Raw genomic sequence first — 13,141 nt, 5'->3', positions numbered from 1 at the left:
TTTCCCTCCGGGGTTGACGGACTTGAAGACCGAGACTGTCCTGAAGGTTTCCGCGATTCTGGGATTCGTCATCGGTATGGCCGCGGGGTTCGTCAGTATCTCGCCTATCAAACAAGAGATCGAGGAACAGAAGAAGATGTCTAAGGTAGTACTGCCACCGGAGCTCAAAAACCGTAAACCTCACCCACTGTCACCGTCGGAGATCGCCGCCAAGACGAAAGTTAAGGACGTAGGGGCCCGATCCGGCGAGGAGAGTGGTACAGGGAAGGGAGAATCAACCGTTGGGTCGTCCTCCACTGGACCTACTACTGGACCAGGTTGAGAGCCGCTTCCCTGACGAACTCCGCCACCTCCATCGTCTTTTTATCACCTCCCAAATCCGGCGTGACGACACCCTCTCGGATCGCCTCACCCACGGCCTCTCTCACGGCTTCTGCAGCTTCATCTTCACCCAACCATTCTAGCATCATGGCCGCTGAAAGTATCGTCGCGAACGGGTTCGCAATTCCTTTACCAGCGATGTCCGGCGCCGATCCATGCACAGGTTCGAACAGCCCGTAGCGGTCGCCGACGTTCCCGCTGGGTGCCAATCCCAACCCACCAACTAGTGCCGCCGCCTCGTCAGAGAGGATATCACCGAACATGTTCGACGTCACGATGACGTTGAAGCGCTCCGGCTCAGTGATCATGAACATAGCCGCAGCGTCCACATAGTACTCCTCGAACTCCAATCCACGGGATTCGACCACTTCCTTGCATACTTCGCGGAAGATCCCACACGTCTCGCGCATGACGTTCGCCTTGTGCACGCACGTAACGACATTCGAGCCGCGCTCCTCCGCCAAATCGCAGGCGACTTCGGCGATACGCCGCGTTCCCTCTTCCGTGATGATCCTCAAGGTGTACGCGGTGTCTCGAAATCTCCCCTCGATTCCCGAGTACAGCCCCTCGGTGTTCTCGCGCACTATCACGAAGTCCACGTCGTCCCGCACGTACGGCTTACCGGTGAGCTCACGGAGTCCCGGGAACCCACGTACCGGTCTAATGTTCGCGTACAAGTCGAGCTCCTGTCTCAGTCGGACGATCACGTCGGCCGCTGTCTCACCAGCAGCTCCGAATAGGACCGCATCGGCTTCGCGGCAGAGCTCTAAGGTATCTTCCGGCAGCGGATCGCCGTGCTTCTCGGTGCATTCGTCGCCGGCCTCACCCTCGACGAACTCCGCGTCGATCAGCGGTTCGATCACGTGGAGGGCTGCCTCGATGACTTCCGGTCCGATGCCGTCTCCCGGGATCACAGCGATCTTGTACGCCACGGAGATCACCCCTCGAAAGCCCGTGGCCCTTCCCGCTTGATCAATTCAACCAAGCCGCCGGACTCGAGTATCCTCATCATGAAGTCCGGGAGCGGTTTCGCCTCCAGCTCCTCACCGGTGTTGAGGTTCTTGACGTACCCCTTTCGGAGGTTCACCTCGATCTCATGCCCATCCTCGAACGCATCGTCCACGCCCGGACAGACCACTAGAGGTAGCCCCAAGTTGATCGCGTTCCGGTAGAAGATACGGGCGAAGGACCTCGCGACCACGCAGGCGATTCCGGCAGCTTTGAGCGCGATCGGCGCGTGCTCACGGGAGGAACCGCAGCCGAAGTTCTTCCCGGCCACGATCACGTCGCCCTCACGGACCTTCTTAGGGAACTTCGGATCGGCCCCCTCCATCACGTGCTTGGCCAGCTCCCCAGGGTTTTGGGTAGTGAGGTATCGACCCGGGATGATCTGGTCGGTGTCGATGTCGTCCCCGAAGACCCAGGTTCTTCCCCGGATAACGTCTCTCAAGCGGACGCCCCGGACCGCTCCCGTAACCGGTAAGTTATCACCTTTGTCGACGGGTCAGTCGAACACCGGTTCTCTGAAGATCGTAAGGCATGCAGATACGTGGTTGTGGAATTCGTTATACCCGGTGATCGGAGTGATCTCTCCGAAGGAATACATACCAACGCAGTGCTTGTCGGGTATCTCTTCCTTGAGCGGCTTGCGTCCCGCGCACGTGACCAGAATGGACGCTAGCGGCTCCTCACCTGAGCTCAAGGATCCTTGGTAGGCATTAACGGGGGCGTTCGGCTTATCATCGAAGCCGAGAAGCAGCAGCTGCTCGCCCTCTACGACGTAACCCGCCGTTCGGATGTAGTCGTCGGTAACCTCTAGTGGGGTGCGTGGGACGATCCTGTACCCAACGGGAGGGAGCACACGAACCACGCCGAGTGGTGGAAGCTTCTTGTAGACGTACTCATCCGGGCAGGCCTTGACGTAGTCGGTCACTTCTTCGAGCTTCTCGATATAGACCTCGCCGGCGGGACGCCCGTCGATCTCAACGATCACGTTTTCCCTACTTTTCGTTACCGTTCCGAGCTTCATTACGGGTTTCAGCGAGGACGCGAACGACCAACCCACCTTCAAAAAGGTGAAAATAGTAGCGTAAACAGCACCCTTTTCGAACACCCCTTTATCGCACACTACGGGAGCACTCTCGAACTCAGGATCGCTTGACAGTGCCCCGAAGGTGCTTATACTTAAGGCCGCGGGACCACTCCCGAATCGGAAGCTGGAGAGCACTTCGAGACCCGTACCACCGAGGTTGTGGAACGTGGCCCCATCAATGAACGTTATACCGATAACCGGCCTATACGCGACGATTCGTCTTGGATCCTTGAAATTAAGCGCTGTGTAGGAGACGTCGTAGGGATCGAAGTCCAAGTCCTCGAAAGCCTCCTCCAGTGCACCGCGAGAGGCCTCGCCAGGGCTTTGACGCGCCGATCCGCCAGTACCGAATTTGGCCATCCATTCCGTCTTCAACGCCAGTAAGCTGATTTTATGTCCCCTAACCGATCCGGGATAGTGGCCCTCTCCGGCCACACAGCCGACGAAGCGCTCAACCCCATAACTGAGCTCGGAGACAACATCTTCAGGATCTATGTCGTGAAAAAATACGATCCCGAAATCAGCACGGTCACCAAGCCTTTCGATGACTTCATCAACGGTATTTTCCGGACTATCACCACACACTACGCAGCAGTCCAGGTCGACCAAAAGTTCCACCCCCGATGATCACCGCAGCGACTGTATACTTTATCACTCGCTGGCTATTTTCGCCAATGTGTAGATGGCATTCATCAACGGCACGACCCCGATTAACTTCTTACCATCCGCCACGTATATTCTGTCCGACATTTTGTCGATAACTTCCCAAAGGGCCTCATGTAGATATGTCTCGGGAGGAACTACCACCATTTCTTGCAGATAACTTTTAGCCATTAGGTCATGTAAATTCTTCCGGTCTAGAATCGCGTCGAAAACTGCACCCATCACGTCCTTGTCACCGACACGACCGATCGGGACTTCCCTCTCCAGGAGGACCACGTAGTGTCGACCCTTCTCACTCATACACTTCGCGACATCGGCAACGGAGCTGGAAGCGTCCAAGGTCAAAGGAGAATCTCGGACCACTTGCTTGACGGCTACACTTCCTACGTCCCCGAATATGTCACCGAATTTCGGAGGCGAAACCGGTCGATCCGTGTTGCCGGGAACCCTAAATCCCCTATAATCCCCCGTAAGTACTCTCACGATATCAGAGACAGAGATCACACCGTACACACCGCTCCTCAGGAGACCGGAAGAACGCACGAATGCCCGGGTCGTGTTACCCCTCAGCATTTCAACCATGGCGTTTCGGAGAGTATCGCTCGACTTCACTACCACGGCAGGTTTCATGAACCGCTTGACTTCGGCCGAGAGAGCGTCCTCCTCGAGCGCACGGAGGGCACGGATTAGATCGTTCTCCTCGAACACTCCAACTATCTTGGAACCCTCCATCACCGCCACACCGTGAATGCCGTGAGTGACCATAGCCTTCAGCGCGTTCCACAGTGGTTCATCGGGTTTCACAGCAATGGCACCGTGACGAACGAAGTCAGACACTTTATGTCTAGCCAATACCTCGGATCTGAGCTCTTGAGGGTTGGACGAGACTTTCTCTCTCAAAGCTCACGGATTCCCCCCCCCAAATTCTCAGACGTTAGAGCACCTTTCTACCGACCGGAATTAATAATCATCCATCAACGACCTCCCGATACGCGCGCAACGCCTCCTGTTTCCTGGGTTTGACGATGGGTCTTTTCGGAACGAACGGACACCGTCCCGGATCGCGTTCAGGAACTCCTATCTTGCGCCCGTATTGAATGATCTCAGGTTTGTTCAGACCGATCAACGGACGTAGTACAGTACCATCCACTTGAGATTCCTCCAGCTCGAGGTTCCACACAGTTTGACTCGCAACTTGACCCAATGAGTCACCGGTGACAATGCAATCACACCCGAGCCGATCGGCCCACTGAGAGGCACGCTCGAGCATCCTCATCTTGCATACAACACATAGGTACCGTTTGAGTCGTCCGGTCAGTCGCTCCTCGGCGGTCTCCAGGAACTCACGGTGCGACTCGTCCACTAGGAGATCGAAGTCCGGACACCAGCGTCGGAGGACTCGCTCGTTCTCACGGGCCGCCTCAAGCTCCGACTCCGTGACCAAAAAGTGTAACCCTTTGCACTCGAGTCCCCTGCGCATAACCATCCACGTGGCTACGGGACTGTCGAAGCCACCAGAAAGTAAGCACAGCGCACTTCCCTGCGTACCCACGGGAAGACCACCGGGACCAGCTTTCTCGGGCCCGCAGACGTAAGCGACATCGGGATAAACCTCTACCAGCAGTCGGGATCCACGCTTGCTAGTCTTACGGCCGGTAGACTTGACGATCTCCCTCACGGACTCGAACAGCGCATACTCCGAAACGCCGTCATGGTGTGACCGGACGTCCACCCTGATCTCCTCTGGACACTCCCGTAACACGCGTCGCGTGGCTTTGAGTATTGTAGCCGGTTTAGGTCTTACCTCGTATCCAGGTAACGCACCTTCGACACCGAACTCCGAAGCGGCGTTCGGATGATGGCCTGGGACTATCAACCTCATCCCACGTACCCGAACTACCTCACCGAGCCTCCGCTCTAACCGTCGCGCCATTTCGCCCAGCAACGTCTTTCGGACGGGCGCGCTCTTAGCCGTCACCTCACCCGAGGGCCTAATCAGTGTGACCGGCTTCATGGAATCCACCCCCTACAAGCTCGGCCGCCCACCGCTCCGGTCATCGCTCCCCTGGGCCTCGGGTGTCCTCATCGCCCCCGAAGGCCGTTTTACGGGCGGGTCGAGGTCACGTCGGGGGCTCCTGTGCTCACGGTTCTGAAGCTCGGAGGAAGTGTGATCACCGACAAATCGAAACCGAAAACGGCCAGGGAAGACCGTATTCGGAGGCTCATGAAAGTCATCTCCGACTGGAAGGGAGACCTAGTACTCATTCACGGTGGAGGGTCGTTCGGGCACTACGCGGCGTCGAGGGTAACCGACCTACAAAAGGGTGTTTCGGAAGTTCGACGGGCGATGCACGAGCTACTCTCCATCGTTGAGAAGGCGGCGGTGGACTCGGGGGTGCGCGTGTACCCGGTGACCCCCGCAACGGTGCTGTACTCGCTCAACGTGTTAGTGGACCTGCTGGAGCGTGGTTGTGTTCCCCTACTCTACGGTGACGTCGTCCCAGACCACGGCGGGGACGGGTTCAGGATCATGTCGGGCGACGAAATCGCCGAGCTAGTGTCTCGGCTGGGTCCGGATCGGGTCGGTTTCGGAATGAGCGTCGACGGGGTTTACCCGAGAACACCGGAGGAGGGGGAGCCCTTAAGGGAGCTCTCCCCGGATGAAGCGCGAGATTTGGCACGGCAGCTGGAAGGTTCTGCCGGCGTGGATGTGACGGGGGGCATCGCGGAGAAACTGCGAAGGGCCGCACGCATAGCGGAGCGCGGCGTGGAAGTGTACCTGTTCGATGCTCGAGACCCGGAAAACGTCGACAGATTCCTTAGGGGTGGACACGTTGGTACGAGGATCACGCGCTGAAGGAACGAGAGAACGGAAGTGGGAACACGTGCTGGCGTGCGTTTGGGAGGACGTCGAATCGGAGGAAAGCCCGCTGTTCGACTGCGTGAAGATAGTACATCGGGCACTCCCGGAGCTAGATTTCGACGACGTAGACATGGAAATCAAACTCTTCGGGAAGCGGCTCTCTTTTCCAATGATAATCGCCGGGATGACGGGAGGACATCCTAAAACCGGCGAGATCAACCGGAAACTCGCCCGAGTAGCCCGCGAGCTTGAGATAGGTATAGGAGTTGGAAGCCAGCGAGCCGGCGTAGAGGATCCAGAAGTGCGGTGGACGTTTGAAGTGGTACGGGAGGAGTATCCCGACGGCCTGGTACTGGCCAATATCGGGCTCCCACAGCTGCGCGAGAACGGTCCGGACATTGCACTCGAAGTCGTCGATATGGTGGACGCGGATGCGCTGGCCGTTCACGTGAACGTGCTGCAGGAAGCGGTTCAGTTGGAAGGTGAGGCGGACGCTGCCGGATTCGTGGACGTACTCGCCGAAGTCTGCGAAACGGTGGATGTGCCGGTGATCTTGAAGGAGACCGGAGCCGGCGTGTCAGCCGAAGACGCCAAGTTGGTTCGAAATATCGTGGAGGGTATCGACGTCGGTGGAGCTGGTGGAACTAACTGGGCAATGGTCGAAGCCGTCCGGTCGAAAGCTCACGGTGAGACACCACTAGGATACGCGTTTTCCGATTGGGGAGTCCCCACTGCAGCTTCAGTACTCGAGGTCAGGAGCGTCGTCGGTAACGATCTCGTGGTAATTGGAACCGGAGGCGTGCGCACGGGGATGGATGTCGCGAAGGTTTTGGCTCTAGGTGCGGACTGCGCTGGAATGGCCTTACCAGTGCTCCGTAAAGTGCTGGCTGAGGGCGTCAGAGGCTGCGTCCGCTTCCTAAAGTCGATCGCTCGCGAGGTCAAGATTGCGATGTTGATGACGGGGTGTTCATCCGTGGAGGAAATGAGCAGTGTCCCCATAGTAGTGTACGGGAAGCTACGTGAATGGTTGGAGTGCCGGGGAGTCCCACTCGATCTCGTCTGCACCGGTGATCGCCGAACGGGGTGGAACCGTTGACCGTCGAGGTGTTCGCAGTAGGGGGATACGGCGAGGCCGGTGGACGAAACATGACCGCGGTCCGCGTGGACGAGGAGATAGTGATCTTCGACTGCGGTATGTCCCTGGACAAGTCGCTAGTTTTCGAAAAAGATTTCCAGAAAGCCTCAACTAGGGAACTCCGCAAAGTGAAAGCGATACCGAATGACTCGATCTTACGTCCACACCGTTCCAAAACGGTTGCCGCGGTCCTGTCCCACGCTCACCTAGATCACATTGGGGCGGTACCCAAACTTCTCTTTAAGTACAAGTGTCCGGTATTCGGGACCGAGTTCACAATAGAACTCGTGAAAGCCGACCTCAGGAATGAGATAAGGTACGCTGATGAATCCGAAGACATTATGATTAACTTGTACACAGTCGAGCCGGGAGATGAAGTGCAGATTACCTCGAAACTCCGACTTGAATTTATCCCAATAAGCCATAGTATACCGTGCTGTGTTCTACCAGTGCTACATACACCTTACGGAACAATAGTATACGCGTGTGATTTTAAGTTCGACGATAATCAAATAATAGGGTACAAACCGGATTATAAAAGGCTCAAACAATTGGGCAAAGAAGGTGTGTTACTACTCATTACTGAGAGTTTGAGAGTCGCTGAAGAAATTAAGACACCTTCCGAATCTGTGGCTAGGGAAATGGTGAACGACGTGCTCAGATTTGCCGACGAGGAGAGTGAGGGTATTATCGTCACAACATTCTCGTCACACATAGAACGGATACAGGCGATCGCAGACACTGCGGATAGGTTAGGCAGAAAGGTGATCCTCGCCGGAAGATCCATGGGTAAATACGGAAGGATCGCCGAGGAGCTCGGCCTTTTGAACCTCCCCGCGGGTGCCAGGATTTACGATCGCCCCGAGACTATTCGACGGGGACTCGAACGGGCGAACAAGGAGAAGGAGGACTACCTACTGATCGTCACGGGACATCAAGGAGAGCCGGGCGCCGTGCTACCGCGGATCGTTGACGGCGAGCTTCCGTACCGACTGACCGAAGAAGATAGCGTTGTGTTTTCGTCATCAACGATTCCGTCCCCTATAAATCGAGCTAACCGCTACGTGTTAGATACCAAGCTCAGACTGAAGGGCGTGAAAATGTTCAAGGATGTGCACGTGTCGGGGCACGCGGGTCGTGAAGATCACCGCCTAATGCTCAGGATGCTCCATCCGGAGTTCATCGTCCCGGCACACGGTGACCCGGATATGCTGGCCGCGTACGCCGAACTGGCCACTCAAGAGGGCTATGAGGTGAACCGAGATGTATTCATAATGTTCGACGGCACGAAATTAAGTCTGCCGTTATAAGGGGACGATTCCATGCGGAGTGAGATACTGGAAGAGTTAAACCGCGCACGCGAGCTCGTCGACGCCAAGATTGAGGAGGTACTGCCCAGAGGAGGACCAGAGGACCTCTACGATGCGTGTTGGCATCTAATCGAAGCGGGAGGTAAGCGAATTCGACCCCTCCTCGCCATCAAATCGTGTCTCATGTTAGGTGGATCGGAAAAGGATGTACTCCCTGAAGCAGTCGCGGTCGAGCTGATTCATACGTTCACGCTAATTCACGACGATATCATGGACGAAGACAAGGAACGACGCGGAGTCCCGTCGGTACACGTGAAGTGGGGAGTACCGGTAGCTATCCTGGCGGGAGACACCTTGTTCTCCAAAGCCTTCGAAGTAGCGGCGGAAGGTGGAAATGTAGAGGCAGTTAAAGAACTCGCCCGCGCTTGCACTGAGATCTGCGAGGGTCAAGCCATGGACATCGGGTTCGAGAACAGGACCGAAGTCACCGAGGAAGAGTTCCTCGAAATGATCCGGAAGAAGACGGCAGCACTCATCCGGACATCGTGTGTTGTGGGCGGGATTAAAGCCGGGGCGAACCTCGAGCAATTGGGAGCGCTTCGGGAGTACGGGGAGAACTTAGGGATCGCGTTCCAGATACAGGACGACGTCCTCGACCTGATCGGAGACGAGTCCGAACTCGGTAAACCAGTGGGTAGCGATATCGTCGAGGGGAAGAAGACGCTGATCGTAATCAAGGGCCTGGAGCTCGCCGATGAGGAGCAGCGGGAACGCATACTTTCGGTCCTCGGGAATGAGGATGCTTCACGCGAGGACGTTCGTGAAGTTATTCAGATATTAGAAGAGATCGGCGCGATAGATTACGCTAAAAAGCGGGCCAGAGAGTATGCCGATCGCGCTAAAGCTGCGCTGCACGAGCTCCCCGAGAATGAGCATCGAGAGTTCCTAGAAAAGTTGGCGGATTTCGTTGTAGAGAGGGAGTTCTGAAGTTGGCACTTCCTAGGATATACGTGGAGACCGACGAAGTTCCGGAGAGTAGCAAGATCTTGCTCACGGACCCAGAATTCGAGGTGATCATACGCTCGCGTGAGCTAGCGGAGAAGGTCGCCAAAGAGTTAGACGAGCCGATATTCTACGAGCGGGTGGTGTATGAGGAGGCCAGGTCCGTCTTCAACGTACCGGAAGCCGAGGTCACCCGACACGTCGTCGTAGAACCAGTAGATCGTCGATCACTAGTCTTCTTGAAGCCCGGGGACCGGGTGTACCAGATACCGGTTGAAGGTTACGTAGTTACACCGATAGCCGACGTAGGAGACCGGCTCAGGAAAGGTGATCCACTGGCCGCCGTGACGACTCGCAGTGGAAACGTCCGGTACGTCGAGGCACCTCAGGACTGTCTGGTGGTGTACGTCTGTGAGCAGCCCGCAATCCGAACCCAAAGACGACCGAACTACGAGTACTACATCGCACCTACCGAATGAACGCGCCGTCGAGAGAGCCCTACGCTCGGCCTTACGCGAAGTACTCCACGGGTCACTCCCACGTGAAGTAGGAATCAAGGTGAAGGAGATCCGGCCCGGCCGCGGACGTCCTGAACTCGTCTACGCCCGAGCAGAACTCGTAGTCCATAAGGAATCGCTGAAAGCTATCATCATCGGTCGTGAGGGCGGCACCATCCGAGAGATCGGCAAGCGGGCCCGTGAACTCCTAGAAAACCGAGTCGGAAAGCCTTTCTACCTAGATCTAGCCGTCGTAGTCGATCCGAAGAAGTCGCCCACCAACAGGTGGTTCAAGGTACGAGACCCTTCGGAAGCCTGGTTGTGCCCTGCCTTCAAACACCCACACCTCGTGTCCGTGAGGGAATCCAGAATACGCGGCAACGCTCGAGTGGCAGCGTTCGTAGAGCTGGAGCATGTCACCGTCCACGGAGGAGTCATGATCTCGAACTTCTCTTCGGCCCGTCGCTCAGTGTTACACAAACGGGTTTCCGTGTCTTCACACTGTGAAATCGAACGCTCGGAACTCGGCCCAGTGACTTTCGTCGGAGATGGAGCAGAGATTCACGGGTGCAAAATCGAGGAACGGTGTTTCGTAGGAATGAACGCATACCTCTCGCGTTGTGAAATAGGGAGATGGTCCGTAATAGGTGCGGGAGCTCACATCAGCGACCTGCGCGTTCCCGAGCGTAGTCTGGTTATCGACGACGGTATCGTAGACCGTCTCGACGTTTACACTCTGGTGGTTGGCAAGCGACTCAAACTGGAACTGAACGGTAGCGAAATATGGTCAGGACAAGGTGAGACGTACTACGTTTGTTACCTACATGAAGACAATAGAATCACAGTCCGTCCTATACCTACTGGGAGGGTCCTGTGCGAAGTTCGGAAAACCAACGACAGATGGGAAGTGAGAGGAAAAGGGTTTGTCCGTACGGTCCGAGGGTCGTCGCTACACTGGTACGTGGGACATGAGATGGGACTACTAGGTTAGACCTAGACCTTCAGAGATTCTCGTAGTTCCTTCACGATCTCCGCGATGTCCATCTTTGTGACCCTGTTCAACACGAACTTAGCGTCTTTCTCTGACTTCGATAGATGAAACGGTCCGAGGCGCTCCACGTTGGAAATCGTCTTGCGGAACACCCTGTTAGCGACTGGATCGTCGAACGGTTCGGTGTTTATGTAGAGCTTCGGACTCCGACTCTTGATGGACAACGAGCCGTAGTAGACGCATGAGTTCACCCCTTGCTCCACTGGCCCCTCTCGGACGACTACTGTCTTGACGAAGCTGTCGTCACCCAGCTTGACCCTCTCATCCGCTAGAACGTAATCCGCCTCTATGGAACCGGTCGATTCGAAATCGTTACACAGCACCGCCGCAACGCTGAGGCCTTGACTGGCCTTGACCGACCTCGGCGTGATCAGAACCTCCTTGACCTCAACGTTGTTAGCGAGCGAGATATCGTCTCCACTGATCATACTCCCTTCTATTATCACGTCCGCACCCGTCTTCAGTGAATTAATAGAAATTACATTACCTTTCACAGTAGAGCCTTCTCCGATTTCCAACTTGTTTTCACAAATTACATTCCCATAAATCTTCACATTATTCCCGATTGAAATGTTTTTAGCCACAACCGTCCCATAAATTCGCGAGTCATCTTTGACACTAATTTCTTCCTTAACTACTATAGGCTCATCCTCTTGAAGTGCCTTAACCATTGAATTCTTTCCTATTACAATACTACCCTTCACCTTTGCTATTGCCATTTCGGTCTCGGATGGAACGAGAAGTCGCTTCCCTTCCTCGTACCTCTTAATTTCATCTTTCAACTTATTTTGTACCTTCCTAAGCTTCCTTATCTCCTCGTCTCTTCTCTTAATTTCCTCCCTGAGCTTTCCAATATGCTGGCGAGCCTTTTCCAACTTCTTCTCCCTATCTTTGAGCTTTTTCTGGAGATTGCTCAAATTGGACTTCAGTTCATCTATTTTCTTCTTAAGTTTCTCGTTCTCACTCCTTAGGGCTTCAATTTCATTGGCGAAGTCGTCTCTCTCGCTTTTAACCTCCTCAAGTTTACTCTGGAGTTTAGTTAGTTGGTCCCGGAACTTCTCCACTTCTTTCGTTTCTTCCTTTAACCTATCTCTCTCCTCCTTAACTTCATTGTACTTCTCTTTAAGTTTCTTTAGATTCTCTGCGAGACGACGATTTTGGTCCGAGAGATCCTCTAGCTTCGACTTAAGCTCCTTGTATTTCCTAGCAATCTTCTCGTACCGTTCACGATACTCTTCCGTTTTTTCTTTGAGTTCTTCCGATTCTCTTTTGGCTTTTTCTAACTTTTCTTTCAGTTGCTTCGAAATTTTGATGTACTTATCAAGTTCCTTCTCTTGCTTCTCAAGTTCCTCCTTAAGTCTTTTAATTTCAGACCTTAATCTGTCCCTTTCTCCCATCGCACTCTTGGCTTTGTTACGCCATTCATCTAATTCCTCTCTAAGCTTTTCATTCTCGGCTTTCAGCCGCTCTAATTCAGCTTCCAAATTCGAGGGAGCAGCACGCTCTTCCGGTGGCTTAGGTGGTTTAACTTCAGCCGGTGAGCTCTCTTCTTTCTCCTTTTCCTCCTCTTCTTCACTAGGTTTCGGGGGTTTAAGCTTTAATTTGGGGGCAGTCTCAGCACCTTTCGACTCGACGGGCTTCCCCTCCGGCTTGGGGAGCTTGAGCTTCGGAGCTCCCTCACCTTCCTCCGGGGGTTTAAGCTTAAGGTCTATCTCGGACGGTTCACGCTTGCCACCTTTTCTCTTTTTAAAAATCAATCATCTGCCTCCCCAAGCTGCTATCAGCCGAACATATCCTCGGGTGGAGGTGTTGTCGGCTGCCCGGGAATTACGGGTGGAACCATAGTCTCGGGTTCCTTCTCGATTTCCGCCTTCACGCGGTTCACGAGCTTCTCATCCTTAATAATCTTCACTATTTTGGGTTGTGGTCTGGACTCATTCGGAGAAGGTATCAAGGGTAAGTCGACGATGACATGGTCGTCTTCCTCTATCTCTCCAGCTATCCTGGGATCGACTTCCGCGATGATCGTAGGACCACGATGCAAGCTTACTGTGGCCAACACTTTTATATCTGCTGAGATCACTCCGCCGTCGTCCGGCTTTATAATTGTCTCGACTTTTCCGAGCTCGTATGGCAAGGACATCACA

Annotated in this window: 14 protein-coding genes; 7 read left to right on the top strand and 7 right to left on the bottom strand. The window is 54.7% G+C overall.

All coding sequences use genetic code 11. The features are described 5' to 3' along the window. Positions 1–22: 22 nt before the first annotated feature. On the top strand, positions 23–322 hold the full coding sequence (locus tag BW921_RS05620; protein ID WP_088335922.1) for a hypothetical protein: 300 nt from the start codon (positions 23–25) through the stop codon (positions 320–322). Here the strand turns inward: BW921_RS05620 and BW921_RS05615 are convergent. The 5 genes from BW921_RS05615 to BW921_RS05595 all read right to left on the bottom strand — a co-directional run bounded on the left by BW921_RS05615 (position 306) and on the right by BW921_RS05595 (position 5,150). Next, complete coding sequence (locus BW921_RS05615) at positions 306–1,313, bottom strand: isocitrate/isopropylmalate dehydrogenase family protein (protein WP_148688919.1); 1,008 nt, start codon at positions 1,311–1,313, stop codon at positions 306–308. The two genes, BW921_RS05620 and BW921_RS05615, sit on opposite strands and share 17 nt — an antisense overlap. Positions 1,314–1,318: 5 nt before the next feature. Continuing rightward, entirely contained in the window at positions 1,319–1,831 is a 513-nt protein-coding gene (locus BW921_RS05610) for a 3-isopropylmalate dehydratase small subunit (protein ID WP_148688918.1), read from the bottom strand. 54 nt (positions 1,832–1,885) lie between these two features. Then, a complete protein-coding gene (locus BW921_RS05605) occupies positions 1,886–3,082 on the bottom strand; it encodes an FIST signal transduction protein (protein WP_168168785.1) in 1,197 nt (398 codons plus the stop codon). 42 nt (positions 3,083–3,124) lie between these two features. Continuing rightward, positions 3,125–4,036: a CBS domain-containing protein gene (locus BW921_RS05600; protein ID WP_148688916.1), complete on the bottom strand. Its 912-nt coding sequence runs from the start codon at positions 4,034–4,036 to the stop codon at positions 3,125–3,127. 67 nt (positions 4,037–4,103) lie between these two features. Beyond that, positions 4,104–5,150 (bottom strand): tRNA sulfurtransferase, encoded by a 1,047-nt coding sequence (locus BW921_RS05595; protein WP_148688915.1) that lies wholly within the window; start codon positions 5,148–5,150, stop codon positions 4,104–4,106. Positions 5,151–5,273: 123 nt separating this feature from the next. Between BW921_RS05595 and BW921_RS05590 the strand changes: the two genes are divergently transcribed. Genes BW921_RS05590 through BW921_RS05565 form a run of 6 tightly spaced genes read left to right on the top strand, consistent with a single transcriptional unit; the run spans position 5,274 to position 10,934 of the window. Next, positions 5,274–5,993, top strand: coding sequence for an isopentenyl phosphate kinase (locus BW921_RS05590; protein ID WP_168168784.1), 720 nt, complete (start codon positions 5,274–5,276; stop codon positions 5,991–5,993). Continuing rightward, positions 5,971–7,095, top strand: coding sequence for a type 2 isopentenyl-diphosphate Delta-isomerase (gene fni, locus BW921_RS05585; RefSeq protein WP_210400442.1), 1,125 nt, complete (start codon positions 5,971–5,973; stop codon positions 7,093–7,095). The genes BW921_RS05590 and fni overlap by 23 nt, the downstream gene beginning before the upstream one ends. After that, positions 7,083–8,444 carry an RNase J family beta-CASP ribonuclease gene (locus tag BW921_RS05580; RefSeq protein ID WP_148688912.1) on the top strand — a complete coding sequence of 454 codons (1,362 nt, stop codon included), beginning with the start codon at positions 7,083–7,085 and terminating at the stop codon, positions 8,442–8,444. The genes fni and BW921_RS05580 overlap by 13 nt, the downstream gene beginning before the upstream one ends. 12 nt (positions 8,445–8,456) lie before the next feature. Beyond that, positions 8,457–9,431 (top strand): polyprenyl synthetase family protein, encoded by a 975-nt coding sequence (locus tag BW921_RS05575; RefSeq protein WP_148688911.1) that lies wholly within the window; start codon positions 8,457–8,459, stop codon positions 9,429–9,431. A gap of 2 nt (positions 9,432–9,433) precedes the next feature. Next, positions 9,434–9,925: a DUF2118 family protein gene (locus tag BW921_RS05570; protein ID WP_168168783.1), complete on the top strand. Its 492-nt coding sequence runs from the start codon at positions 9,434–9,436 to the stop codon at positions 9,923–9,925. Then, positions 9,858–10,934, top strand: coding sequence for a KH domain-containing protein (locus BW921_RS05565; RefSeq protein ID WP_168168782.1), 1,077 nt, complete (start codon positions 9,858–9,860; stop codon positions 10,932–10,934). Before BW921_RS05570 ends, BW921_RS05565 begins: the two co-directional genes overlap by 68 nt. A gap of 2 nt (positions 10,935–10,936) precedes the next feature. Here the strand turns inward: BW921_RS05565 and BW921_RS05560 are convergent, their stop codons facing one another. Together BW921_RS05560 and BW921_RS05555 are read right to left on the bottom strand one after the other, a co-directional pair. After that, positions 10,937–12,751: a hypothetical protein gene (locus BW921_RS05560; RefSeq protein WP_148688908.1), complete on the bottom strand. Its 1,815-nt coding sequence runs from the start codon at positions 12,749–12,751 to the stop codon at positions 10,937–10,939. 23 nt (positions 12,752–12,774) lie between these two features. Next, positions 12,775–13,131, bottom strand: coding sequence for a hypothetical protein (locus BW921_RS05555; protein WP_088335909.1), 357 nt, complete (start codon positions 13,129–13,131; stop codon positions 12,775–12,777). Positions 13,132–13,141: the final 10 nt, after the last annotated feature.

Origin of the sequence: Methanopyrus sp. SNP6, from assembly GCF_002201895.1 — an archaeon.
Taxonomy (GTDB): Archaea; JAADCQ01; Methanopyri; order Methanopyrales; family Methanopyraceae; genus Methanopyrus.
The sequence above is the reverse complement of the archived record's forward strand: the minus strand, read 5'-3'. Positions and strand labels throughout refer to the sequence as shown.

Excerpts from the sequence above, each read along its gene's own strand:
- BW921_RS05595 (WP_148688915.1), bottom strand. The coding sequence starts at position 5,150 with ATGAAGCCGGTCACACTGATTAGGCCCTCGGGTGAGGTGACGGCTAAG.
- BW921_RS05575 (WP_148688911.1), top strand. The coding sequence starts at position 8,457 with ATGCGGAGTGAGATACTGGAAGAGTTAAACCGCGCACGCGAGCTCGTC.